Genomic DNA, 25,245 nt, shown 5'->3' with positions numbered 1-25,245 from the left:
AATCATTACTATGCTCAGATAAAACTGTGTTCAGATAAAGCCACGTCTCTTACATTTAAGTGATAAAATAAAGCTCAGCGCTGTCAACACAGTCTGAGCTTTTTTATGTCAGTGACACACAGATGCTGAGCCAACTTAGTAACTCACTGGCTTACACAAGATTTGCCTTTTTACTGTGTAATAAGAGACAATATGACGTTTTTGCCTTATGAGCCATAGTGATATCACAATAATTGCTGTGGTTGATGCCAATAGTACCTACGGCTATTTTTTACTCACGTTTTCACTCATATTTATTGGAAGTCTGCTAAACCATGCTTGATATTGCAAAAAAACCGACTCGGCCTATCGCCTTAGATTTACAAGACGTCCATAAAAGCTACGGCTCATTAGCAGTGCTAAAAGGGGTATCACTCACTGCCTATGATGGTGATGTGATCTCTATTTTGGGCTCATCAGGCTCCGGTAAATCTACCTTATTGCGCTGTATTAACTTGCTCGAGAATCCCAATCAAGGCCGTATCATCATCGGTAACGACGAGCTTGTGCTAAAGCCTACCAAGTCGGGTGAATTACAAGCAGCAAATGTCAAGCAATTAGAAAGTTTGCGTGCTCGCGTGGGTTTTGTTTTTCAGAACTTTAACTTATGGCCGCACAAAACGATTCTGCAAAATATTATCGAAGGGCCAACCCAAGTCTTAAAAATCAAAAAAGCTCAGGCTATTAGCAATGCTGAGAAATTACTCGATAAGGTTGGTCTACTCGATAAAAAAGATGCTTATCCAGCGAATTTGTCAGGTGGTCAGCGGCAGCGTGTGGCCATCGCCCGCGCACTTGCTATGCAGCCGCAAGTACTCCTGTTTGATGAACCAACCTCAGCATTAGATCCTGAATTGGTCAACGAAGTGCTCGCAGTCATGCGTGAGTTGGCAGCAGAAGGTCGTACCATGCTGATTGTCACCCATGAGATGCGCTTTGCTCGAGAAGTATCAAGTAAAGTTGTTTTCTTGCATCAAGGTGTCATAGAAGAGATGGGCACACCCGAGCAAATTTTTGATAATCCTACCTCTGAGCGTGTCAAAGACTTTATGGCATCGCATCGTCAAAACTAGTCCCGTATTCAAAAACTTAGGGTGGTAACTTGTTTACCATCCTAAATTTGCTGTCCAAAAAATGTCTAAAACATAAAAATGACTATTCAATAATCAACATTAACTGTTTATTACAGTTTAATGACAGTTGGTAGGCAAAATGTTTGTTTTTGATATTTGACTCAGGTATTATCAAAAGGCTTACAGTTGGTCGATTATCACGGCTGCTGGTATATCCTATTTATCTATATTGCTTGTCTGGCAGGGACGTCAGAGAACAAAATATCAGAACCCTATCTTAAAACCCTATCAGAATTTAAGGAATATATGATGTCGAATTCTCGCCTACTGTGGTCATCGATGACCATTACCGCCGCGTTGATGCTAAGTGCTTGTAGCCAACCAGCTAACGAAGCGACTGATGCTAGCGCTGACGCCTCTGCAGCAGACACGTCTGGCAAGACCATTCGTATCGCGACCGAGGGCGCTTACCCTCCTTTTAACTATACCAACGCTGATGGCAGCTTGGCAGGTTATGATATCGACGTCGCTAATGCGCTATGTGAGCAGATGCAAGCCAAATGCGAAATCGTTGCTCAAGATTGGGACGGTATCATTCCTGGTCTACTGGCACAGAAATATGATGCGGTTGTGGCTGGCATGTCGATTACACCTGAACGTCAAGAAAAAGTCGATTTTACCGAACCTTACTTTGCTAACACTATGGTTTGGTTGACTGATCCTAAGAGTGGTTTTGATCCTATGGCGATCAAAAATCTGACATTGGGTGGACAGCGTTCGACCACGCCAGGCGCCTATCTTCAAGACAATTATGAAGGCAAAGACGGCAATACCGTACAGTTATATGACAATTATGACAATGCCTATTTGGATTTAAAATCTGGTCGTAGTGATGCCGTATTGGCCGAAAAAGTATCTGCCAAGTCATGGTTAAAAGACAACCCTGAAGGCTTTGGTATCGTTGGTGATGAAATCGACAACGACGATAATATTGCCATTGCTGTTCGCAAAGGTGACGCACTCAAAAAAGATTTTGATAAAGCGCTGAGTGAGATCCGCAGTAACGGTGAGCTGGCACGTCTTGAGCAAGCGAACTTTGGTCAATAATCTTCTAATTGAGAAATGAAGGAATAGCAAACATGACAATATCTATGACATCTTCAAAAAACCAATCCCTAAAAAACAAAGCGTTTTGGCTTGCGCCATTAAGTGCCGCCGTACTTATGCTGGCTGGTTGTAACAACAGCTCAACGCCAGCAGATGGCGCTGCAACGGCAGATACTACATCCGACGCACCCATGAACATAAAAATCGCTACCGAATCGAGCTACAAACCATTCAGCTATACGGATGCTGATGGCAAATTAATTGGCTATGAAATTGAGCTGGTCGATGCGTTATGCGCGCAAATGAAAGCCAAGTGTGACGTTATTTCCCAAGACTGGGATGGCTTGATTCCTGGGCTAAATGCACAGAAATTTGATGCGATTATCGCTGGCATGTCGATCACACCTGAACGTAAAGAAGTGGTCGAATTTACTGACCCGTACTTTCATACCGGTATTATTTTAATTGGTAAAAAAGGCGATGACATTAGTGTTGCCGATTTGAAAGGACAACCTATTGCCTCACAGCGCTCAACCGTTGCCTCGCAGTATTTGCAAGATGAGCATGCAGAGGCTGATGTCAAGCTTTATGACACCCAAGATAATGCCTATCTAGATCTAACCTCAGGTCGTGTGCGCGCGATGATGTCTGATAAAGTCACTGGTATTGATTGGTTAAAAACCGATGCTGGTAAAAACTATGAAGTCAAAGGACAAGAAATCAGCACTGACGAAGATGCGATGGGTATCGCGTTTCGTAAAGGAGATCCACTGGTCGCCAAGTTCAATAAAGCTTTGGCTGAGCTAAAAGACAATGGTACTTATGATCAAATCACAGGCAGCTACTTTGGCACCAGCTCAACGGCTGCGGCTCAAAAAGCGGTGGCAACCACAGAGGTAAAAGCAGACACGGTGGTTGAAGGTGATACCGCTAATGCTGATACTGCTGTCTCGCCAGAAGCAAAAACTGACGCCGCGACTAACTAATATCGCCGATCTTCTTTATGATTAATCGCTTATCTTCTTTGTGATTAAAAGAAAAAGTTACTGCTATATTTTATAAGCAAATGCCAAGGATGATCATGAACAACCATGTTGACCGACATAATGCGATGACGAATGCATCCGTTATCAATGACATAAGAGCACGACGTTTCTCAGGGTTGCGTTTGTCAGTGCCTTGTTTTTCGATGTCCTTAGTCGCGATGACTGCGCTTTTAGTGTTAGCGGGTTGTAGTAATGGTCAAGATGATGCCAATAATGATGGCCAAAAAGCCGCGACGACGGGTGATGTATTGCGTATTGGTACCGAAGGGGCGTATGCACCTTTCAATTATACCAATGCTGATGGCACGCTTGGCGGTTTTGATATAGATATTGCCAACGCGCTCTGTGCCGATATGAAAACCACTTGTGAAATCACCGCGCAAGATTGGGACGGTATCATCCCCGGTCTAAAAGCTGGCAAATATGATGCGATTGTGGCAGCTATGTCAGTCACGCCTGAGCGCGAGCAACAAGTGAGCTTTACGGATCCATATTTTAGCAATACCTTGGTTTTTTTGGCCAAAAAAGACAGCAATTTTGACCCTAGTAATAGCGGCGATATTGATTCGCATTCTATTGCTGCTCAGCGTTCGACCATCTCTTCGCAGTGGCTCGAAAAGGCGTATCCAAAAGCGGATATGAAACTTTATGATACGTTGAGCAATGCGTTTTTGGATTTGGGTTCGAGTCGCGTTGATGCCATGGTGTCTGACAAACTGCCAGCATTAGAGTGGCTTGGTACAAGCGCAGGCAGTAATTACGCGCTCAAAGGTGATGAGATCGATATCAATGATAATTTTGCCATTGCGGTGCGTCCAGGCGATGCGCTGCAAGCTAAGCTGAATCAGGCATTGGCCAACATCAAAGCCGATGGCACTTATGATAAAATCAATCAAAAATACTTTGCTGTTCCACAGATCGTCTCAACGGTAAATGCTGAGACGACAGCAAAACCAGCGAAGTAAGCGTCAAAAGTTTTTAGAAGTAACCGTTAGCGTGGTCGTACTTGTTTTTTAATGAAAAGGATACTGCCTCAATGGTGATATCCTTTTTTGCTTTTATAAAAATGGCTGGATATTAGTAATATTGACCGCTCGGTTTGCGCCAATCTAACTAATCTAACAGGCTTTTAGCAAGATAAGTGCTGATTTAAGCGCCGCTTTTATGTTTGAGTATTAACATAGCCCGTAGCGAATATGATAAAATCAGCGCTCATTTCTACTGTGTCAATTTTCGCAGCAATAATCGTACTCATTTGACGTCAATCTATGACGCAAAGGGCCAATGTCTACTTGGTCTACAATACGATTGTCAGCAGCACCCAGCTATTGATGCTGATTCTTTTAACTCATATTTTGCAAATTGCTAATATAAAGAGACTGAGTGGATAATTGTGTTTGATTTACAAGGATTTGGCGCGCTATTACTAAGCGGCGCTACCGTCACCATCAAGCTTGCGATGACCAGTTTAGTCATCGGCATGGCTTTGGGACTACTCGGTGCCACAGCGAAGCTGTCTAATATTTGGCTGCTGCGTAAGATTGCGACTGTGTATACGGCGACTATGCGCGGTATTCCAGAATTGCTGCTGGTACTGTTTATCTACTATGGCGGCTCTATACTGCTCATGACGATTCTCAAAAAATTCGGCTATAACGACTATGTTGAGATTAGTGCCTTTTGGGGCGGCGTCATGGCATTGTCTATTGCGTTTGGTGCTTATGCGACTGAAATTTTTCGTATGTCTATCCAAGAGATCCCCATAGGACAAAGTGAAGCGGCGCAAGCGATTGGCATGCGTCCTTTTCAGACGTTTTATCGTGTCACCTTACCGCAAGTTTGGCAAATCGCTTTGCCGGGACTGGGCAATCTATTTTTAGTTTTGCTCAAAGATACCGCTCTAGTATCGGTTGTGGGTCTCAAAGACATTATGTATCAGTCGTCACGTGCCGCCCAATCAACACAGCAGCCGTTTACTTTTTATATGGCAGCCGCAATTATTTATTTGGGTCTGACCATGCTGATTACTGGTTTTATGATGTGGCTTGAATGGCGTGCCAATCCAGCGGCACGCTACGCCAAAAAGCTGAGCCGTCAGTCCACTCACCGTCAATCGACCATAGGATAGAGGAGAGCTACTATGGATTGGAATTGGCAGGTCATTTTTGATAGTATTCCTGACTTACTCGACGGGGCAGTACTGACCGTACAGCTTGTTATTGTCTCAGGTATTATTGGACTGTTTTTTGGTTTGATTTTAGCGCAACTGCGCTTGTCAAAAAACTGGTTGGTACAGATATTACCCTTTTCCTATATCTTCTTTTTCCGTGGCACACCGCTACTGGTACAGATATTTTTGATTTATTATGGTTTAGGGCAGTTTGAGGCCGTACGCAACTCGTTCTTATGGGAACCTGTGCTCAGCCAAGCATATTGGTGTGCCATTATTGCCTTTACCCTAAACACCAGCGCTTACTTAGCAGAAATCATTCGCGGCGCTATTCAAACGATTCCCGTTGGTGAGCTCGAGGCGGCGGATGCCATTGGCATGTCGAAGTGGCAAAAGCTCACACGTATCACTTTACCTCGCGCCTTTGGTATCGTGATTCCCGCCTACAGTAACGAAGTGATTTTTATGCTAAAAGGCAGTGCGCTGGCATCGACCATCGCTCTAATGGATATTACAGGCGTTGCTCGTACGATTAGTGCGCGTACTTATACCTTGATGGAGTTGTTTTTTGCCGCTGGTATTGTTTATTTGCTATTGTCATGGGTGATTTTATTTAGTTTTAGGTTGTTTGAAAAACGCATGAATCGCCATGCCAACTATGTGCCGCCAGATGTGATGACTCATACCATACCTTAGTAGCTGGTTCTAAAATTATATTAGAAAAATAGTGTCAGATAGTGCAGTATGTATCATCAACATATTCGATAATTTGCTGAGAGCACCTAATATGAGTCAATCCCCACACATGTCTTTGGTCAATGCCATTGCTGCTAACGTTAATGATGATATGAGCGTCGCCAATGGGAACGACAGCATACGTGCATCTATCGGTAAGGTAGTCTGTGTTGGCCGCAATTATGCCGAACACGCCCGAGAGTTGGGCAATGAAATCCCAAAATCGCCCATCCTGTTTATGAAACCGGCATCGTCAGTCGTCAGTGTGCGCCATGATATCGTCCGTCCCAATCCAGCGACCTATGGTGATACTCATTACGAAGCGGAGCTCTGTATTCAGCTGGCAGCGGACTTATCGGCGGCTACTGCTGAACAAGCCAAACAAGCGATTGGCGGCGTGACAGTAGGACTTGATCTGACCCTACGTGACCTGCAAAGTAAGCTCAAAGAAAAAGGTCATCCATGGGAGCGTGCCAAATGCTTTGATGGCGCGTGCGTACTTGCTGATTGGATTGATCCACAAGCGTTTGGTGACTTTAGTCAAGTGAGCTATCAACTCACTATCAATGATGAGCTGAGACAAGATGGCGATAGCGCCCTAATGTTGTTTTCGGTTTATGAGCTACTGGCAGAAATTAGCCATGCTTTTAGCTTGCAAGCAGGTGATGTAATCATGACGGGCACACCAAGTGGCGTTGGTATCTTACAAGCAGGTGATCTATTAACATTAAAACTTGGCGCGCATGAATGGCAAGTACAGGTTCGCTAAGCCAGCTATAGTCATCACACGTTACTATTTATCAAATAAATCATATCAAAAATCCCAAGTCATCGCTTGGGATTTTTTCGTTTTATAGAATCTGATCTTCATTAAGATTTGTCATTACAGCGTGTCATTAAACTGTCATCTGCTTTTCAACGTACTGTCATAAACTCTCAGTAGACTTAGGCATAATTCGTATTTTGGTGGCTGTAACTTTAAGCCGTAATCAAGTTTTTTATGCCAATCCAGCCTAACAGCAAGGTGACTGATAATGACATTATTAAATAACAAGCTAGAACATGCCCACGAAATCGTTGAAGATTCAAATCCTACCAATAATATCGATTTTCAAACCATTATTAGTCGTCGTCTAAACCGCCGTAGTATTTTAAAAGGCGGCACAGGATTGACGGCGGCGGCGTTTTTTGGAGCGTTACCCTTGGTTGGTTGTACTGACGACGATGACAGCAGTGGCAATCCTATCGGCAATAATGACAACAATGCGGCTATCCCTGCACAAGGCGATTTAAAACGTCCTGAGACTTTAAAATTCACGGCAGTGGCGCATTCAACAGCCGAAACAATGACGGTGGCAGAAGGTTATAAAGCAGAAATCATATTACCGCTAGGCACACCGCTTATGTCTGGAATTGAGGACTGGAAAGACAATCGTGAGCAGTCGGCAGAGTCGTTTGAATGGCGTATGGGCGACAACCACGATGGTATGTGGTTTTTTGGCAAAAAAGGCAATGGGTACGATGCCAAGGCTTCAGAAAATGGTCTGCTGGTTATGAATCATGAATACGTGAATAGTGCCGAATTAAGCCCGTTTGGCTACCACGTTATTCAAGATAAAGATGCCTCTCCTTTATTTCAAAGTCGTCGTCTTGCCAGTGATGTGCGCCGTGAAGTCAACTGTCACGGAGTAGCCGTGGTTGAGATGACTCGCCGCGCGGATGGCAAAGGCTATGAGATGGTGCCAAACTCAAAATACAATCGCCGTGTCACCAGCAGTACGACTGCGCAATTGACAGGTCCTGTGGCAGGCTCTGATTTGGTAAAGACTAAGTTTGATCCAACAGGAAACCAGACTCGCGGCATCAATAATAACTGCGGCGCGGGCTTGTCACCTTGGGGCACTTATCTGACTACAGAAGAGAACTTTTTGGGCGTGTTTGCCCGTGGTCAAGATGCCAGTCAATTGAGCGCTGGTCATAATTATGGTCGCGTGCGTTACGGCGCGACAGAAAACTCCCCAGGCTCTAGATATCTATGGCATACCCCAGATGCAAAAGATGCCATAATCACCGACGAGTTTTCACGCTGGGATATGACCGCTGCTGGTGCAAATGCTACTGATGACTACCGCAATAACTTCAATACCTTTGGCTATATCACAGAAATCGATCCTTTTGATCAAAACTCTGTGTCACAAAAGCGTACTGCAATGGGACGTTTTGCTCATGAAAACTGTGCTTATGCGCCAGTCGAGCAAGGCAAGCCTGTGGTTTTTTATATGGGTGATGATGCTAAAGGTGAACATATCTACAAGTTTGTCTCCAAAGCCACGTGGTCGAATAGTGATATCGGTGGCGGCCTAAAAGCGGGTGACAAGTATCTAAATGATGGCACGCTCTATGCTGCTGTCTTCAATGAAGATGGTAGTGGCGAATGGAAAGCACTGATTTATGGTCAAAATGGCTTGGACGCCTCAAATAGCGTGTTGCCTTTCAATGGACAAGATGAAGTATTGGTCTTTGCGCGTGCAGCGGCTGATACACTTGGTGCGACCAAGATGGATCGACCTGAATGGGTATCAGTCAGTCCGATGACAGGCGAGGTATATGTGACCTTGACCAACAATAGTAATCGCGGCGTCAAAGAAGATCAACCGCTGTCAGCATCTAACCCGCGCAGTTATCAAGTCAATGGCAAACCAGCAGGTAATGACAATGGTCATATTATTCGTTGGGCAGAAGCAGGCGGCGACCATGCGGCACTGAGTTTTGAATGGGATATTTATCTGTTTGCCACCCCTTATGATCTAGCGGCAGAGAACTTATCGCAATTAAATAACACGAATGATCTGTCTTCTCCTGATGGTCTATACTTCGATCCCCGTGGCGTGTTGTGGATTCAGACCGATGACGGCGCTTATACTGATACCACTAGCTGTATGCTGCTTGCGGCGCTGCCGGGTAAGGTCAGCGATGGCACCACCATAACCACCTCAGCAGGACAACCAACGCGCGTCGGTATGGCTGCGAGTAACGACAATATCAAACGCTTTTTTGTTGGCCCTGAAGGCTGTGAGGTGACAGGCATCACTATGACACCAGATTTCAAAACGCTCTTTATTAATATTCAGCACCCAGGTAATACATGGGGCGCTGTTGCTGGAGGCAGTATACCGCGCTCAGCGACGGTGATGATTACCAAAGAAGATGGCGGTGTCATTTTGGCAGAGTCTTTTGATTCAGCAGAAAATATGGCTTAAAAAGTTAGTGGCTCATAAACCGTAACTGTATTTCGTCAAATAAATAAAAAATCTCAAGTTACGGCTTGGGATTTTTTATTTTTAGCTCATTTAGATATTATCGTTTGAATTTAGGACATGCCCTAATATAGTCTGTCCTAAATAAGGTTAAATATTATCACGCGCTACTAGAATAAATTTTCCTTGCTTGCTGTGCCTGCGCAGACAGAGGCGGCGAAAAACTTATCCCGGTAGCGCGGTGTTTGTTTTATAGTGGATCGACTATACACACCAAAAAATTAGGCGCACAAGTAATGCGAGCGCTCGCAACCTCTCTTTTTTAAGCTGAGCGATTTGATTGTCAGTCGTGTTTTTTGGGTTAGAATTATATGCGTGGTTTGTTATGATACGCCCTAAATTCCTTTGATAATAAACTACTTACAAGTCAAATCCTTCTCTTTTATTTTCTGTATTTAAAGGATAACATAGGCGACTATTCTTTTCGCTGAATGTGCCAACATAATGAACGCTATGAGTAATACAGACTTATTTTATCACGACAGTGTTAGCTATGGCAGTGCTAGCAGCGACGCCAAAGATCGGCATGAGCTTGAGGCACATTTCGGCTCAGACAACAGTGAGCCACTCTATAGTGATTTGTATGAGCAAATAGACCAACTCGAAGCAATCGATGTAGATGAGCTGATGAAACTGCTCGCGGATGAAAAAAGTGGAACAACAACGACGCCTGTCACTTTTGCTGATTTTTTTGAAGGATTGGCGCAGCTTGCAACGATGGGTGTGGTTGAAGTCACTGATATCGTCGAGGCTATCCACCGTGAAGTGATTTTGCGTCCTTTGGGTCATTTTAATGAAAAATATCTGAACAAGTGGCCTAGCGGTATCACTGGGCGTATCTACGGCACAGTACGTCAAATCATGCTGATGGTGGGTAACAATCTAGCGTCAGTGCTACGACTATACAAAAACAACGTTGGCCGAAAAACGGCTCAACCACTGCCTGATTCATTAAAAAAACTCGTGAATGTGCTCAATGGTGTCATGGGCGATCATCTTGTGAATCATCAAAATGCGCTGGCGATTCCCACGATGCTTTATGATAAAGAGGGCAATCCACAACACGGAGAGTTGTCAGGGCGTATTGCCATTTTATGTCATGGTCTATGTATGAGCCACTTAAACTGGCGATCGCAAGAGCACAATGGAATGGGCTATGCCATCAATCAAAGTCAGCCAGAGACGACGGTTTTATATCTTGATTATAATACTGGCCGCCGTATCTCGCGTAGCGGTCGTCAGTTTTCCCAATTATTACAAAACTTGGTCGATGATAATCCCAATATCGGCCAGATAGATCTGGTCGGTCATAGTATGGGTGGCTTGGTCGCTCGCAGTGCATTGTTTTACGGAGAGCAAGAACACCTAGATTGGATCATGCGCGTGGGCAATCTGATTACTTTAGGCTCGCCCCATCATGGCGCGGTGCTTGAGCGTATTGGCAACCATGTACAAGATATTATCGCCAAACTGCCGTTTGCAGGGTCGCTTGCCAAGCTTGGGGACATGCGTAGTGCGGGCATTATTGATTTGCGTCATGGCAGTATTCGGGATGCCGACTGGAGTATGTTGGAGGGTCGCAGCGTGCTGCCACAAGATTTTCGACATCCTGCGCATTTACCAAGTGGTATCAAAACCTACTTTGCCGCCAGTGCTTTGCTTGAGACTCATTATGATTCTAAGATGACTAGCCTATTAGGCGATGGTTTGGTATCCGTTGCATCAGCGCTGGGTGAGGATGATGTTGAACACGCGTTGTTCGTACCCGATGGTCATAAAGCAGTGTTTTATGGCGTGAGTCATATGAACTTGGTTAATAGTAGACGAGTCCGTGAACAAGTGGTGGAATGGTTGCTGGACAATGGACACAGCGATTATGCGGACAGAGATCGGATATATTCTTATCCTAGAAGTCTGGCATTGGCGTTGTAGAATTTAGTCTTAACATGGGTCTTAGTCTATATCATCGGTGCGATATCCATCTTCTAAGCCTTCTTCTAAATATTTATGATGATTTAGTTTTTGTTCAAAGATAGAGCTTATAAACTCCAGCTTAAATGATAAGAATGTTGTCTATTTCACCATATAAAAAACCCCCAAGCATCACACTTAGGGGTTTTAAAAAGACTGATATGTAGCGATAAAAAACTAGTCAGCAAATATTGCTGCTACATCGTCTTTATTAAATTTATAGACTTCACCGCAGAACCCGCAATCCATCTCAAACGTACCGCCTTGGTCTTCGATGATTTCCAACGCTTCCGCTTCGCCAATTTGCTCGATTGCTGTCTCACATTTTTCGCGTGAGCACGTGCAACCAAATGCTAGGGGAGCAGGGTCGGGAGCGACAATGTTTTCTTCATGATACAAGCGATAAAGAATCTCGTTGGCATCTAACGTCGTCAGCTCTTCTGCCTTGATGGTACGCGTCAATACTGACAAGCGTATCCATAAATCATCATCGATACCCGCATCTTCGTTTTGCTCGACTTCATAGGCTTCTTCAGCAGTACGAGGTAGCATCTGTACCAATATACCACCCGCCTGCAAGCCATCACATGCCAAATTAATCAGCGTTGGAATCTGCGCCGATTGCTTTTGATAATGCGCTAAGCAATCCGCCAAATTGTCATGACTGCGCTCAACGATACCTTGATACGGCTCGCCACCTTCAGGCTGAATATTGATAAACAATACGCCTTGCCCCGTCGCGCCCAGCTCCGCAAATGCCTCTTTGGCATGCGTCAAGCTTTCCCAAGCCTGCACTTGCACGTCAGTTTCACCTTTCCAGCTGGCAAGGGCACGAATGATGCCGTCTTGGTCGCACTCTGCCATCGCCCAATTGAGCAAACTATCACTGTCTGATGACTGTAACTGAATAGATAAGCGACCGTTGATTTTGACCGTACTGATTAGCAAACTCGCTGCCGTCAGCATTTCACCCAATAGTCGTTTAATCGCTTCAGGGTAAGGCTTTTGGGCAATCGTGCTCGCATAACTGCGTGATAGGCGCACCACATCACCGCGCACGGGTGAATCTTCAATAAAGAAACGTTGGCGTACATCGTTGTCGCTATGGTTGTCAATGCTTTGGCTGTCTGCGCTTGGGACTTGAGTATCTTGTGTCATAGGTCATTTGTAGTATTAAGAAGTTGTTAGCTTTATGGGGATTCATCGTGATTTATCAATTGCCGCTCATAGATTGCTGAATCGTTTTAAGGTATTCATCTGCCAAATAGAGGCAAATTCAATTTGACATATAGTCAATCTATTATAAAAGAGTTACGTTTAAAGTATCGGCCCGCTGGTACAAATATTATCACGCGCTACTGGTATTAATTTTCCTTGCTTGCTGTGCCTGCGCAGACATAGGCAGCGCAACATTTATACCAGTAGCACTGTGTCTGTTTTATAGTGGATCAACTATAGCACTCATTTTATTTTGTAGTCAGTCAAATAAATAATCAGCAAACCATAAAATGTCAGTCTCATGAAAAAAAGTTCCCCCACGTCCGTTAATTTGTTGTACAGTAACATTAAGTTGCATTGTGATAAATAACAGCAACAACAATAGGGATGCGTGACAATAGAGTCAATGACTAAAATCTGTGTCAAAGCACTCTTTCAATCTTGGAATAATGTAATAAAAGGATGTATTTCATGAGCTATTTATTCTCTAAACCGTTAACTCTGGCCGCTTTTATGGCTTTAGGCTTAGTAGGCTGTAATAACAGCAATCAAACAGCAACTGATGCTGCCCCTGCAGACGATGCAACGACGACAGACGCTGCAGCAAATACCAATGGTACGCTACAAAAAATCAAAGACTCAGGCACCATCGTAGTCGGTCACCGTGATTCCTCTATTCCATTTTCTTATATCTCTGACGATCCAAATCAGCCTATTGGTTATGCCCACGATTTAGAACTGAAAGTGGTTGAAGCTGTTAAACAAAAGCTCGACATGCCAGATCTTAAAATTCGTTATAACTTGATTACCTCACAAACACGTATTCCATTGGTACAGAATGGCACGGTCGATTTTGAGTGTGGCTCAACCACCAATAACGAAGAGCGTCAAAAACAAGTAGCGTTCTCTAATGGTTTCTTTGAAATCGGTACGCGTCTACTCACCAAAAAAGATTCAGGCATTAAAGATTTTACCGATCTAAAAGGTAAAAGATTGGTTACCACAGCAGGTACGACCTCAGAGCGTTACATCCGTCAGTACAACGATGATAACAAAGTGGGTATGGACATCATCTCTGCAAAAGATCATGGCGAAGCATTTTTGATGCTAGAAAGCGGCCGTGCTGATGCCTTTATGATGGATGACGTATTGCTAGCTGGCGAAAAAGCCAAAGCAAAAAATCCTGATGAATGGGTTATCGTGGGCGAGCCACAATCGTTTGAGATTTATGGTTGCATGATGCGTAAAGACGATCCTGAATTCAAAGCCGTGGTCAATGAAGCGCTTAATAATGTCTTTAAGTCAGGCGAAATTAATGCTATCTATGACAAGTGGTTCTTGAACCCAGTGCCACCGAAAAACGTCAATCTAAACTTTGAGATGTCAGACAACTTAAAAGCACTGATTGCCAATCCGCATGACAGCGCTGAACCAAAAGAAGCGACGGCACAATAAAGCTCCTTGTTCCTCAACACAGCTTACGCGTTCAGATTGCCATATAAAATCAATCTGGTGCGTAGGCTTTTTAATCGCTGCTCGGAGAGACAAGCATGAATTATAGCTGGAACTGGGGTGTGCTCTTTGAGCAGACCGGTATCGGTAGCGAGCTTTATATCCATTGGATGATAACTGGTCTTGGCTGGTTATTATTGATTGGTAGTATTGCATGGGCTATCGCCATGGTCGTGGGTACGATCTTTGGTATCATGCGCACATTGCCTAATAAGACAGCTCGTGCGGTCGGTACGGCTTATGTGACATTTTTTCGCAATATCCCATTGCTTGTGCAGCTGTTTTTTTGGTTTTATATTGCGCCCGGCTGGCTCACGCCCGCGATTCAAGACTGGTGGTATAGGGAGTTGTCGCCTAATACGTCAGCCATGCTGTCAGCGAGTATTGGTCTTGGCTTATTTACGGCGGCTCGTATCGTTGAGCAGGTGCGTACTGGTATCGAATCGTTACCTGATGGGCAGATTAATGCCGCTTATGCACTGGGCTTTAGCATTCCGCAAGTTTATAAAGAAGTACTATTACCGCAAGCCTTTCGAGTTATTTTGCCGCCACTGAGCTCAGAGCTCACCAACTGCTTTAAAAACGCTTCTGTGGCCTCGCTAGTTGGGGTAATGGAGTTGATTAGTCAAACCAAAACTATCAGTGAATATACGCAAAATAGTATTGAGATTTATACATATGCGACGATTATCTATTTGGTTTTTAATCTGTCCTTGATTGCCATTATGGGTTTGATTGAGCGTAAGCTGCGTGTGCCTGGGCTGATTGCAGGAGGTCAGAAATGAGCATGATGACTGAGTTAGCAACCGCCTATCCTGGTTTGATGGGCGGGATGATTACGACCTTAAAGGTACTGTTTTTAGCCATTATTGGCGGTATCAGCTTGGGTACGGTCTTGGCATTGATGCGCTTATCTGGCATCAAAGCACTTGAAATACCTGCCAAGTTATATGTGAATTATTTCCGCTCGGTGCCACTACTGCTGGTACTACTATGGTTTTATTTTGCCGTACCAATGATTTATTTTTGGATAGCGGGTAGTTATCTACAGCTGAATGCGGCTTTCGCTTCTTGTGTGGTTGCCTTCATGATGTTTGAGGCGGCTTACTTCTCAGAAGTCGTACGGGCAGGTATTCAATCCATTGGTAGTGGGCAGGTCAATGCGGCTAGAGCCTTGGGCATGACGTATGGTCAGACCATGCGTCTGGTTATTTTGCCACAAGCGTTTCGTAAGATGCTCCCGCTGATTTTGCAGCAATGTATTATTTTATTCCAAGACACGACATTGGTATTTGCCATCGGTCTGACGGACTTTTTCCGCGCCGCTTATGTCCGTGGTGAGCTGATGGGCTTGTTGACACCTTATATCTTAGGTGCTGGTGCGGTTTATTTTGTCATCAGCTTGAGTGCATCGATTGGTGTGCAACAACTGCAAAAACGCTTAAGGTTTTAATCGTATTTAAGACACGTTTTTTAGTTTTAAGACTTTTATTTAACAACGATTATTAATGATTACTATTAATGACGATTATCGAAAATAATGTGGTTAGGAGCCAGTGATGAGCAATGCTGATACGTATATAAACGATTTTGGTGGACTGGTCACCAATAATGGTCATGCGAGCGACGAGATAGTCATTCAAATGAGTGATGTCAGCAAATGGTATGGCGATTTTCAGGTGCTAAAGGATTGTACCGCCCATGTCCATAAAGGCGATGTGGTCGTTGTTTGTGGCCCATCGGGTAGTGGTAAATCGACTTTAATTAAGACGGCCAACGGACTTGAGCCTTTTCAAAAAGGTCAGATTATGGTCAATGGCATCTCTGTTGGTGACCCAAAGACCAATCTACCCAAATTACGCAGCCGTGTTGGCATGGTATTTCAGCACTTTGAGTTGTTTCCGCATTTGACCATTATTGATAATTTGACCGTGGCGCAAATTAAAGTGTTGGGACGCAAAGAATCGGAGGCCAAGCAAAAAGCAATGGCGTATTTAGACCGCGTCGGCCTGACGGTACAAGCCGCCAAATATCCAGCAGAGCTATCTGGTGGGCAGCAGCAGCGAGTAGCCATTGCTCGTGCGCTTGCGATGGATCCAGTGGCGATGCTGTTTGATGAACCAACTTCGGCACTTGATCCTGAGATGATTCAAGAAGTGCTCGATGTCATGGTGGAGCTGACTCGTGATGGCATGACGATGATGTGTGTGACTCATGAAATGGGTTTTGCCAGTCAGGTAGCCAACCGGATTATCTTTATGGATGAAGGTAGTATCGTCGAAAATTGTAGTAAAGATGAATTCTTTGAAGGGGCAAAAAGTGATCGCGCGCAGATGTTCTTGTCAAAGATTTTGAATCACTAATATTATGCTTTTAATAAAAACTGCGCCCATCGGGCGCTTTTTTTGTCCATTAATTTATCCGCTCAATAAAGACGTTGAGGTGAGTAACGTACTGTTTACTGGTACAATAGCTGCCATTATTCTCGATAATTAAAATAATTTCTTATTTATACTGGAGCTAAAATGAGCGCAGAAAACCTATTTGCAGCATCGGCAACAGCACCAAAAAAAGGTGTGGTCATTATTGGCGCTGGCTTGGCAGGTTGGCACGTCATTGATGCCATTCGTGCGAAAGACAAAGACATTCCGATTACCTTAATTACCACCGATAGCGGCGACCGTTATCATAAGCCAATGCTGACGATGGCGATCAGTCAAAACAAACGCGCATCGGACTTGGTGCGTGCGACTGGCGTTGATGCAGCGGCAGCGGCACAAGTGACGTTGCTGCCTCATACTCATGTGGTAGATATTGATCCTGTCGGTCAGACAGTGCAGCTTGCCGCGACTGATTCGGTAGACACATCATCTACTCTCGGCTATGACAAAATGGTGCTGGCGATGGGGGCACATCCTATCTTTCCAAAAAGTTTGCCAGAAGATTTGGTTTGGCACGTCAATCATATCGAACGCTTTGGCCAGCTTCAAGAAAAGCTAGCAACAGGTAGTCAACATATCGCTATTGTTGGTGCTGGTATGGTTGGGACTGAGATTGCAGAAGACTTGCTCAAAGCGGGTCATCAAGTGACATTGATTGACCTAAATGACGCGCCACTCTCGCAAATGCTACCGTCAAAAGCGACTGCTCGTATTGCCCAAGCCGTGAAATCACAAGGCATTAACTTTTTGGGCGGTTATCAGGTATCTGACGTCACTCGTATCAGTGAGGGTAGCAATGAAGGCCGTGACGAGGGTAAGTTGAAAGTCAGCTATGAGCCGATAGCATCAACTTCAGATAGCAGCACGGCTGTGCAATCTGAGACAGTAATCGTTGATCATGTCATTGCTAGTACTGGTCTGACCGTCGATGATAAACTGCCCACTGCCGCTGGTGTTGAGTTTGATCGCCGTACGGGCATCGTCGTTGACGCGTCCACCTTGCGTACCCATGCTGCTAACGTTTATGCCATTGGCGATTGTATGTCGATCAATGGAGTCGCCTGTCGTTATGTCGCACCATTACGGGCGCAGGCTGCGACTATCGCCGATGAGATTTTGGGTATAGAGCATGGCGGTTATGATCACAAGCCGCCTATGATTCGCCTAAAAAATAAAGCCATCTCTGTGATGGCAACGGGCGTACCGCGAGCGGATGGCAATTGGCAAGTCACCAGCGAAAGCGATGATGAACTGATTATGGACTTGCTAGATGATAATAATGAAGTGAGTGCCACCGTGACCATCAAAGCGCCTGTCATACCTAAAGCATAATGGTCAAAACAGAAGTTTTTCAATTCAAGCCAGTGTTGCCATCATAAAGCAGCACTGGCTTTTCTAATTTTTTATCATCATTTTTCGATAGATCGTAAACTTACTGCTGATCTGATTGGATAATAAGCGATACTTAATCTATCAATATTATTGACAGAATTTTGTTTAAGGCGCTATAGTCAGTGAAAAGTAATATCGATACATCACGCACTGCTACTATTAATTTTTTTGGCTGTGCCTACGCAGACAGAGGCTACCAAAAATTGATATCAGCAGTATCGTAGTGTCTTTAGGGTGTTTTGACTATGTATTGGTTTGATTTTCTACTAACGGCAGCTATTAGAAATATTGGTGATGAAAAATATTCAAGGAAGAATATTATGTTTGTCCTTAATGCATTTTTACTGCATAAATAAGTAAGCAATAAATGCCTATAAGCAATACTAAAGACTAACCCCAAATAGCAAAACGAAAGGACTCGTTATGACTCAACTTTCCGATTTCGACGATATTGTTAATGACAATACTCTTCATGGCAATACTCTTAATGGCAATATTATTAATAACAAGACTCTCACTAATATTCCAAAAGTTAATATTGGCGCGCGTTCGGCAAATGCGCCACTCAGCCAAAGCCATGATAAAGGGCTTGATGTGCCGCTGATTGAAGCGACCATCGGTGATTTTTTTGATGCCATTGTCGATAAGTATCCTGAGCGTGAAGCCTTGGTTTCTCGCCATCAAAACATCCGCTGGACGTATCGTGAGCTACAAGAGAAAGTCAATCAGTTGGCCAGTGCCATGATTGAGATGGGACTTGAGATCGGTGATCGTATTGGTATTTGGTCACACAACAATGCTGAATGGCTGCTGATGCAATTAGCAACTGCGAAGGTAGGCGTAATTCTCGTCAATATCAATCCTGCTTATCGTACTTTTGAGCTGCAATATGCTTTGAATAAATTGGGCTGCTCGGCATTGGTATTAATGCGCCATTTTAAAAACAGCGATTATGCGCAAATGATTCGCGATCTATGTCCTGAGATTTATCATAAAGATTATACCCAACTTGATTTGGTCGAGGTTCCAACGATTGAGCGTATTATTTGGATTGATGAGCCAAGCAGCGATGAAGAATTTGGCTTTATGCAAAAATTCTCTACTTGGATGGCAGAGGGCGATGCCAATGATCCACGCGTCACTGAGCGCCAAGCCTTACTCAAAAACACCGACGCTATTAGTGTACAGTTTACCAGTGGCACAACTGGCACACCAAAAGGGGCAACCTTAACCCATCGAAATATATTAAATGACGGTTATTTCATGGGCGAGGGAATGAGGCTAACGGAAGAAGATAGACTGTGTATTCCACTGCCGCTCTATCATTGCTTTGGGATGGTGGGTGGTAATCTCGCCATATTGACCCACGGTGGTTGCGCCGTTTATCCCAATGACGGCTTTGATCCGCTAACGGTATTGCAAACGATCGAAGAAGAAAAATGTACTGCGTTACTGGGTGTACCAACGATGTTCATCGCAGAACTTGATCATCCAGAGTTCGATAGCTTTGATTTGTCCAGTTTACGTACTGGTATTATGGGCGGCTCTAGTTGTCCGATTGAGGTCATGCGCCGCGTCATGGATAAGATGCACATGCAGGAAGTGACCATTGCTTATGGCATGACCGAAACCAGCCCAGCATCTTGTCAGACCAGCTCGCAAACGCCTCTTGAAAAGCGAGTATCGACAGTGGGAATGGTGCTACCAGCCATGGAGGTTAAAATAATTAATACCGAAACAGGCGACGTCGTCCCGATTGGAGAGACAGGCGAGCTACTCACGCACGGCTATGCCGTCATGAAAGGCTATTGGGGTAGTCGCTCTAAAACCCGTGCGGCGATCACTGACGGCTGGATGCATACTGGTGATTTGGCAACGATGGATGAAGATGGCTATATTACGGTGGTTGGACGCAGCAAAGATATGATTATTCGTGGTGGTGAAAATATTTATCCAGTAGAAGTCGAAAACTATCTCTATCGTCATCCTAAAATTCGTGATGTACAAATTGTCGGTGTGCCTGATAAAAAGTACGGTGAAGTATTGGCGGCATGGATTATCGAAAAGGAGCCGGGTAGCTTAAGTGAAGAAGAGGTTAGGCAGTTTTGTCGTGACCACATTGCTCATTATAAAGTACCAACCTACTTTCGCTTCGTTGATGAATATCCAATGACCATCACTGGCAAAATTCAAAAATATAAAATCGTCGAGCAAATGATAGAAGAATTGGTTCTAGAGTAAGTTTGCACTATTAATAACTATTAATAACCACGAAAGCCAGCTTTATACTATTATGGTATAAAGCTGGCTTTTGCAATTTGAGTCATAGAGTCGATCTACTATCAAACAATCAAAATGCTACTGGAATAAGTTCTGCGTTGTGTCTTTCTTATATTGACCCGACTATAAATAAGGCAAATTTATCCCAGTAGCGCGCGATAATATTTGACCTTATCTTATTTAACACTGACGACATAAGAGAATGCTAGTTTAGTAATCAACAGCGCATTAATCTTATATTACGCTTTTAAATGATACATATTGTATTGATATTATTGACAGCCTTTCGTTTATGGCGGTATAGTAGCGAACACTATGTAAGACTTGTTCAAGGAAGATTGGTTTATTTGCAAGCTATCAATAAGCACGATTAATAAGCACTATAAAAAGTAAAACGAAAGGACTCGTTATGACTCAGACCCCTGATTTCGATATTATTCTAAATACTATTCCTAGTATCAATATGGGCGCGCGCTCAGCCAATGCGCCACTCACCCAAAGTTATGATAAAGGTCCTGATGTGCCGCTAATTGAAGCGACCATTGGTGATTTTTTTGATGCCATTGTCTTTAAATATCCTGAGCGTGAAGCCTTGGTTTCTCGTCATCAAAACATCCGCTGGACATATCAACAGCTACAGCAGCAAGTTAACCAGCTGGCCAGTGCCATGATTGAGATGGGACTTGAGATCGGTGATCGTATTGGTATCTGGTCACACAACAATGCTGAATGGCTATTAATGCAATTAGCGACCGCAAAAGTCGGCGTTATCTTAGTTAATATCAATCCTGCTTATCGTACCTTTGAGCTGCAATACGCCTTAAATAAACTGGGTTGCTCGGCACTCGTTCTAATGCGCCATTTTAAAACCAGTGATTATGCGAGTTTGATCCGAGAGTTGTGCCCTGAGATTTATCATAAAGATTATACCCAACTTGATTTGGTCGAGATTCCAACGATTGAGCGTATCATTTGGATTGATGAGCCAAGCAGCGATGAAGAATTTGGTTTTATGCAGAAGTTCTCTGCATGGATGAGCGAGGGCGATGCCAACGACCCACGAGTAGCAGAGCGCCAAGCGCAACTTAAAAATACCGATGCTATCAATGTGCAATTCACTAGTGGCACAACTGGCACGCCAAAAGGCGCCACGTTAAGCCATCGAAATATCTTAAATAACGGCTACTTTATCGGTGAGGCCATGAATCTCACCGAAGAGGACAAACTGTGCATTCCCGTACCGCTCTATCATTGTTTTGGGATGGTGCTTGGTAATTTGGCAATCCTTACGCACGGTGGTTGTATCGTTTATCCGAACGATGGTTTTGAGCCATTGTCGGTGCTAAAAGCGGTCGAAGAAGAAAAATGCACCGGTCTGCATGGCGTGCCGACGATGTTTATCGCTGAACTTGATCACCCTGAATTTGAGAACTTTGATTTATCAACCTTACGCACTGGTATTATGGCAGGCTCTAGCTGCCCAATTGAAGTCATGCGCCGTGTCATCGATAAAATGCACATGCAGGAAGTGACCATTGCTTATGGCATGACTGAGACCAGTCCTGTCTCTTGTCAAACCAATGAGCATACGCCGCTTGAAAAGCAAGTATCTACCGTAGGACTGGTGCAGCCAGCGCTTGAGGTCAAAGTCGTCGATACTGAGACTGGCGAGATTATGCCATTGGGCGAGACGGGCGAGCTGCTCACGCGTGGTTATTCGGTGATGAAAGGCTACTGGGGCAGCCGTTTTAAAACACGCGCGTCCATTCAAGACGGCTGGATGCTGACGGGTGATTTGGCAACGATGGATGAGGACGGTTATGTCAAAATCGTTGGTCGTAGTAAAGACATGGTCATTCGTGGTGGCGAAAACATTTATCCTGTCGAAATCGAAAACTACCTGTATCGTCATCCCAAAATTCGTGATGTACAAATCGTCGGTATACCGGACAAGCGTTATGGCGAAGTATTGGCGGCGTGGATTATTGCAAAAGAGCCGGACAGTTTGACCGAAGAAGAAGTACGTCAATTCTGTAGTGAACACATCGCTCATTATAAAGTGCCGACCTATTATCGCTTCGTGACTGAATACCCGATGACCATCACTGGCAAAATTCAGAAATATAAAATCATTGAGCAGATGAGAGAAGAGTTAGGTCTATAACAGCCACTCTATTGCATATGTTACCTCATCTAGCATTTATCTGAATAAAAACGATAATGAATAGGTGAGTAAAAACGACTATAAAAAAGTTACTCGCATTTATGTATTAAAGAAAAGGGATATCATGAGCGCTATCATAACCAGTAAACTGAGTCCAAACGCAGCTGAATTCCAGCAAAACAGCGCCGCTATGCAAGCTGTGGTTGATGACTTATATGTACACCTGCGTAAAGTGGTTCAGGGCGGATCAGAGCGAGCACGAGCCAAGCATTTAGCACGTGGCAAGCTGTTACCGCGCGAGCGTGTCGAGCGCTTGCTGGATGTCGGCACGTCATTCTTAGAAGTGGCGCCAATGGCGGCGCACAATATGTATGGCGAAGATATTCCAGCGGCTGGCGTGATTGCGGGTATCGGTCGCATCAATGGTATCGAGTGCATGATTGTCTGTAATGACGCCACGGTAAAGGGCGGCACTTATTATCCAATAACCGTCAAAAAGCATTTACGCGCACAAGAAATTGCTCAAGAAAATCATTTACCCTGTGTTTATTTGGTTGATTCTGGTGGCGCAAACTTGCCCAACCAAGATGAGGTATTCCCTGATAAAGAACACTTTGGCCGTATATTCTTTAATCAAGCCAATCTCAGTGCGGCTGGCATTCCCCAGATTGCCGTGGTCATGGGCAGCTGTACGGCTGGCGGCGCTTACGTGCCAGCGATGAGCGATGAGTCCATTATTGTCAAAGACCAAGGCACTATATTTTTGGGCGGTCCACCATTGGTTAAAGCGGCAACAGGCGAAGAAGTCACGGCAGAAGACTTGGGAGGCGGCGATGTACATACTCGTTTGTCAGGCGTGGTCGATCATTTAGCACAGAACGACACGCACGCGTTATCGATAGCTCGCAATATCGTCAGCCACTTGAATCGTCCTACTAAAAACATTCCCAACCAAATTAAGCCGCGTCCGCCGCGCTATGATGCTAAAGAGTTATACGGTGTTATTCCAACCGATAAGCGCAAGCCTTTTGATATCAAAGAAATCATCGCCCGTATCGTCGATGACAGCGCTTTTGACGAATTTAAAGCGCGTTTTGGCACGACGTTGGTTTGTGGTTTCGCGCATATTGAAGGGATGCCTGTTGGTATTATTGCCAATAATGGGATTCTTTTTAGTGAGTCCGCGCAAAAAGGTACGCATTTCATTGAGCTGTGTTGTAAGCGCAAAATCCCACTCATATTCCTACAAAACATCACAGGCTTTATGGTCGGCCGTAAATACGAAAACGAAGGTATCGCTCGTCATGGTGCCAAAATGGTGATGGCGGTGGCCAATGCCAAAGTGCCAAAATTTACCGTTATTGTCGGTGGCTCATTCGGTGCCGGTAACTACGGCATGTGTGGCCGTGCTTATAGCCCGCGTTTCTTATGGATGTGGCCAAATGCGCGTATCTCTGTCATGGGCGGCGAGCAAGCAGCGTCAGTATTGGCAACCGTCAAGCGGGATAACTTTGATCGTAAAGGCGAGGCGTGGAGCGACGAAGATGAAGCGGCCTTTAAAGCGCCTATCCGTGAGATGTATGAAGAGCAAGGACATCCTTATTATGCCACTGCACGTCTTTGGGATGATGGCGTGATTGACCCAGCTGACACCCGTAACGTATTGGCATTGGCGCTTAGTGCGGCTCATAACGCACCGATTGAAGAGACGACTTTTGGGGTCTTTAGAATGTAAGCATTCTATCTTCCCATAATAAGCAACTACTGCGTCAGCCTCATTTGAAGTACGATTTGTACATCTGCATTCGGTTTCCTTGTACTAGTATTATTATGGATTGACTGAAAGTTTGATTAAGCGTCTATAGAAAGAGATGCATACATAAAAATATAGAGAAGATGATGACAAAAAATAGTGATAAAAACTCTGAAAATTATAAAAGCCTATTGGTTAATGTTGAGCAGCATATTGCCACCGTAACCTTGAACCGTCCTGAAATTCGTAATGCTTTTAATGATGAGATGATTGGCGAATTGACCGACGTATTCAAGACGCTTGGCGCTGATAATGAGGTACGTGTCATTGTTTTAGCGGCTGCTGGAAAAGCGTTTTGTGCAGGCGCTGATCTTAATTGGATGCGTGCGATGGCAGATTATAGCTATGAAGAAAATCTTGCGGACGCCGATAAATTGGCACAAATGCTTAAGACTATTTATGAGTGCCCCAAACCAACGATTGCCGCGATTCAGGGTGACGTTTATGCAGGCGGTGTGGGTTTGGTTGCCGTTTGTGATGTGGCGATTGCCGTTAAGATTGCCAATTTTTGCTTGAGTGAAGTCCGTTTGGGGTTAGCGCCCGCTACTATCAGCCCTTATGTCATAAAAGCGATGGGCGCTAGAGCTGCACAGCGCTACTTCCTCAGTGCGGAAGTATTTGATGCCAAAAAGGCGCGTCAGCTTGGTTTCATTCATGAGCGCGTCAGCGAAGAATCACTAGATGATACGGTTGCGGCATTGTGCGATCAAATGAGCAAAAATAGCCCTGATGCGGTCAAGACCTGCAAGCGCTTATTACATGACGTCGCAGGCGCACCGATTACCGATGAATTAATTGCTGACACTGTTAAAAGTATCGCCGATATCCGCTCGTCAGAGCAAGGAAAAGAAGGCGTGCAAGCATTCTTGCAAAAACGTAAGCCTGATTGGCTGACAGCAGACTAACGACAGATAAATGCGCAAACAGACAAGACATCAAATAAAAACGACAAGACACAGGGATAGTT

Annotated in this window: 19 protein-coding genes; 18 read left to right on the top strand and 1 reads right to left on the bottom strand. The window is 44.5% G+C overall.

Features of this window, described 5'->3' with window-relative positions; genetic code table 11:
- The first annotated feature begins 314 nt into the window (after positions 1-314).
- The 9 genes from JMX48_RS02220 (at position 315) to JMX48_RS02180 (ending at position 11,419) form a co-directional block, all read left to right on the top strand.
- The gene (locus JMX48_RS02220) at positions 315-1,112 is read left to right on the top strand and encodes an ABC transporter ATP-binding protein (protein WP_201533793.1); all 798 of its coding nucleotides are present in this window, start codon (positions 315-317) and stop codon (positions 1,110-1,112) included.
- Positions 1,113-1,418: 306 nt separating this feature from the next.
- Complete coding sequence (locus tag JMX48_RS02215; RefSeq protein WP_201533791.1) at positions 1,419-2,219, top strand: transporter substrate-binding domain-containing protein; 801 nt, start codon at positions 1,419-1,421, stop codon at positions 2,217-2,219.
- A gap of 32 nt (positions 2,220-2,251) precedes the next feature.
- Positions 2,252-3,205: a transporter substrate-binding domain-containing protein gene (locus JMX48_RS02210; protein WP_201533789.1), complete on the top strand. Its 954-nt coding sequence runs from the start codon at positions 2,252-2,254 to the stop codon at positions 3,203-3,205.
- A 203-nt stretch (positions 3,206-3,408) separates the two neighbouring features.
- Positions 3,409-4,230: an ABC transporter substrate-binding protein gene (locus JMX48_RS02205; protein WP_413786337.1), complete on the top strand. Its 822-nt coding sequence runs from the start codon at positions 3,409-3,411 to the stop codon at positions 4,228-4,230.
- A gap of 428 nt (positions 4,231-4,658) precedes the next feature.
- Complete coding sequence (locus JMX48_RS02200; protein ID WP_201533787.1) at positions 4,659-5,393, top strand: ABC transporter permease; 735 nt, start codon at positions 4,659-4,661, stop codon at positions 5,391-5,393.
- Positions 5,394-5,405: 12 nt separating this feature from the next.
- A complete protein-coding gene (locus JMX48_RS02195) occupies positions 5,406-6,131 on the top strand; it encodes an ABC transporter permease (protein WP_201533785.1) in 726 nt (241 codons plus the stop codon).
- Between the two features lie 178 nt (positions 6,132-6,309).
- Positions 6,310-6,939 (top strand): fumarylacetoacetate hydrolase family protein, encoded by a 630-nt coding sequence (locus JMX48_RS02190; RefSeq protein WP_413786336.1) that lies wholly within the window; start codon positions 6,310-6,312, stop codon positions 6,937-6,939.
- Positions 6,940-7,204: 265 nt separating this feature from the next.
- The gene (locus JMX48_RS02185) at positions 7,205-9,430 is read left to right on the top strand and encodes a PhoX family protein (RefSeq protein WP_201533781.1); all 2,226 of its coding nucleotides are present in this window, start codon (positions 7,205-7,207) and stop codon (positions 9,428-9,430) included.
- 510 nt (positions 9,431-9,940) lie between these two features.
- Positions 9,941-11,419: an alpha/beta fold hydrolase gene (locus tag JMX48_RS02180; protein ID WP_201533779.1), complete on the top strand. Its 1,479-nt coding sequence runs from the start codon at positions 9,941-9,943 to the stop codon at positions 11,417-11,419.
- A 216-nt stretch (positions 11,420-11,635) separates the two neighbouring features.
- Here the strand turns inward: JMX48_RS02180 and JMX48_RS02175 are convergent, their stop codons facing one another.
- A complete protein-coding gene (locus JMX48_RS02175) occupies positions 11,636-12,616 on the bottom strand; it encodes an Hsp33 family molecular chaperone HslO (RefSeq protein WP_201533777.1) in 981 nt (326 codons plus the stop codon).
- 531 nt (positions 12,617-13,147) lie between these two features.
- Between JMX48_RS02175 and JMX48_RS02170 the strand changes: the two genes are divergently transcribed.
- The 9 genes from JMX48_RS02170 (at position 13,148) to JMX48_RS02130 (ending at position 25,183) form a co-directional block, all read left to right on the top strand.
- The gene (locus JMX48_RS02170) at positions 13,148-14,131 is read left to right on the top strand and encodes a glutamate/aspartate ABC transporter substrate-binding protein (protein WP_201533775.1); all 984 of its coding nucleotides are present in this window, start codon (positions 13,148-13,150) and stop codon (positions 14,129-14,131) included.
- Between the two features lie 95 nt (positions 14,132-14,226).
- A complete protein-coding gene (locus JMX48_RS02165; protein ID WP_201533773.1) occupies positions 14,227-14,973 on the top strand; it encodes an amino acid ABC transporter permease in 747 nt (248 codons plus the stop codon).
- Positions 14,970-15,641: an ABC transporter permease subunit gene (locus JMX48_RS02160; protein WP_201533771.1), complete on the top strand. Its 672-nt coding sequence runs from the start codon at positions 14,970-14,972 to the stop codon at positions 15,639-15,641. Before JMX48_RS02165 ends, JMX48_RS02160 begins: the two co-directional genes overlap by 4 nt.
- 190 nt (positions 15,642-15,831) lie before the next feature.
- Complete coding sequence (locus tag JMX48_RS02155) at positions 15,832-16,551, top strand: amino acid ABC transporter ATP-binding protein (RefSeq protein WP_201534131.1); 720 nt, start codon at positions 15,832-15,834, stop codon at positions 16,549-16,551.
- A 162-nt stretch (positions 16,552-16,713) separates the two neighbouring features.
- Positions 16,714-17,961, top strand: coding sequence for an FAD-dependent oxidoreductase (locus tag JMX48_RS02150; RefSeq protein WP_201533769.1), 1,248 nt, complete (start codon positions 16,714-16,716; stop codon positions 17,959-17,961).
- A 483-nt stretch (positions 17,962-18,444) separates the two neighbouring features.
- On the top strand, positions 18,445-20,262 hold the full coding sequence (locus tag JMX48_RS02145; RefSeq protein WP_201533767.1) for an AMP-binding protein: 1,818 nt from the start codon (positions 18,445-18,447) through the stop codon (positions 20,260-20,262).
- Between the two features lie 448 nt (positions 20,263-20,710).
- Positions 20,711-22,465, top strand: a complete 1,755-nt coding sequence (locus tag JMX48_RS02140) for an AMP-binding protein (protein ID WP_201533765.1) — start codon at positions 20,711-20,713, stop codon at positions 22,463-22,465.
- Positions 22,466-22,589: 124 nt separating this feature from the next.
- A complete protein-coding gene (locus JMX48_RS02135) occupies positions 22,590-24,200 on the top strand; it encodes a carboxyl transferase domain-containing protein (protein ID WP_201533762.1) in 1,611 nt (536 codons plus the stop codon).
- A gap of 164 nt (positions 24,201-24,364) precedes the next feature.
- Entirely contained in the window at positions 24,365-25,183 is an 819-nt protein-coding gene (locus tag JMX48_RS02130) for an enoyl-CoA hydratase/isomerase family protein (RefSeq protein ID WP_201533759.1), read from the top strand.
- Positions 25,184-25,245: the final 62 nt, after the last annotated feature.

It is taken from the genome of Psychrobacter immobilis (assembly GCF_904846225.1).
In the GTDB taxonomy this organism is placed as follows: Bacteria; Pseudomonadota; Gammaproteobacteria; order Pseudomonadales; family Moraxellaceae; genus Psychrobacter; species Psychrobacter immobilis_F.
This window is presented reverse-complemented; position numbering and strand designations above follow the sequence as displayed.

What these genes read in the sequence shown, in the direction of transcription:
- JMX48_RS02215 (WP_201533791.1), top strand. Translation starts at nt 1,419, where the DNA reads ATGATGTCGAATTCTCGCCTACTGTGGTCATCGATGACCATTACCGCC.
- JMX48_RS02165 (WP_201533773.1), top strand. Translation starts at nt 14,227, where the DNA reads ATGAATTATAGCTGGAACTGGGGTGTGCTCTTTGAGCAGACCGGTATC.
- JMX48_RS02140 (WP_201533765.1), top strand. Translation starts at nt 20,711, where the DNA reads ATGACTCAGACCCCTGATTTCGATATTATTCTAAATACTATTCCTAGT.
- JMX48_RS02210 (WP_201533789.1), top strand. Translation starts at nt 2,252, where the DNA reads ATGACAATATCTATGACATCTTCAAAAAACCAATCCCTAAAAAACAAA.
- JMX48_RS02220 (WP_201533793.1), top strand. Translation starts at nt 315, where the DNA reads ATGCTTGATATTGCAAAAAAACCGACTCGGCCTATCGCCTTAGATTTA.
- JMX48_RS02195 (WP_201533785.1), top strand. Translation starts at nt 5,406, where the DNA reads ATGGATTGGAATTGGCAGGTCATTTTTGATAGTATTCCTGACTTACTC.
- JMX48_RS02170 (WP_201533775.1), top strand. Translation starts at nt 13,148, where the DNA reads ATGAGCTATTTATTCTCTAAACCGTTAACTCTGGCCGCTTTTATGGCT.
- JMX48_RS02150 (WP_201533769.1), top strand. Translation starts at nt 16,714, where the DNA reads ATGAGCGCAGAAAACCTATTTGCAGCATCGGCAACAGCACCAAAAAAA.
- JMX48_RS02180 (WP_201533779.1), top strand. Translation starts at nt 9,941, where the DNA reads ATGAGTAATACAGACTTATTTTATCACGACAGTGTTAGCTATGGCAGT.
- JMX48_RS02155 (WP_201534131.1), top strand. Translation starts at nt 15,832, where the DNA reads ATGAGTGATGTCAGCAAATGGTATGGCGATTTTCAGGTGCTAAAGGAT.
- JMX48_RS02205 (WP_413786337.1), top strand. Translation starts at nt 3,409, where the DNA reads ATGTCCTTAGTCGCGATGACTGCGCTTTTAGTGTTAGCGGGTTGTAGT.
- JMX48_RS02175 (WP_201533777.1), bottom strand. Translation starts at nt 12,616, where the DNA reads ATGACACAAGATACTCAAGTCCCAAGCGCAGACAGCCAAAGCATTGAC.
- JMX48_RS02135 (WP_201533762.1), top strand. Translation starts at nt 22,590, where the DNA reads ATGAGCGCTATCATAACCAGTAAACTGAGTCCAAACGCAGCTGAATTC.
- JMX48_RS02185 (WP_201533781.1), top strand. Translation starts at nt 7,205, where the DNA reads ATGACATTATTAAATAACAAGCTAGAACATGCCCACGAAATCGTTGAA.
- JMX48_RS02130 (WP_201533759.1), top strand. Translation starts at nt 24,365, where the DNA reads ATGACAAAAAATAGTGATAAAAACTCTGAAAATTATAAAAGCCTATTG.
- JMX48_RS02145 (WP_201533767.1), top strand. Translation starts at nt 18,445, where the DNA reads ATGACTCAACTTTCCGATTTCGACGATATTGTTAATGACAATACTCTT.
- JMX48_RS02160 (WP_201533771.1), top strand. Translation starts at nt 14,970, where the DNA reads ATGAGCATGATGACTGAGTTAGCAACCGCCTATCCTGGTTTGATGGGC.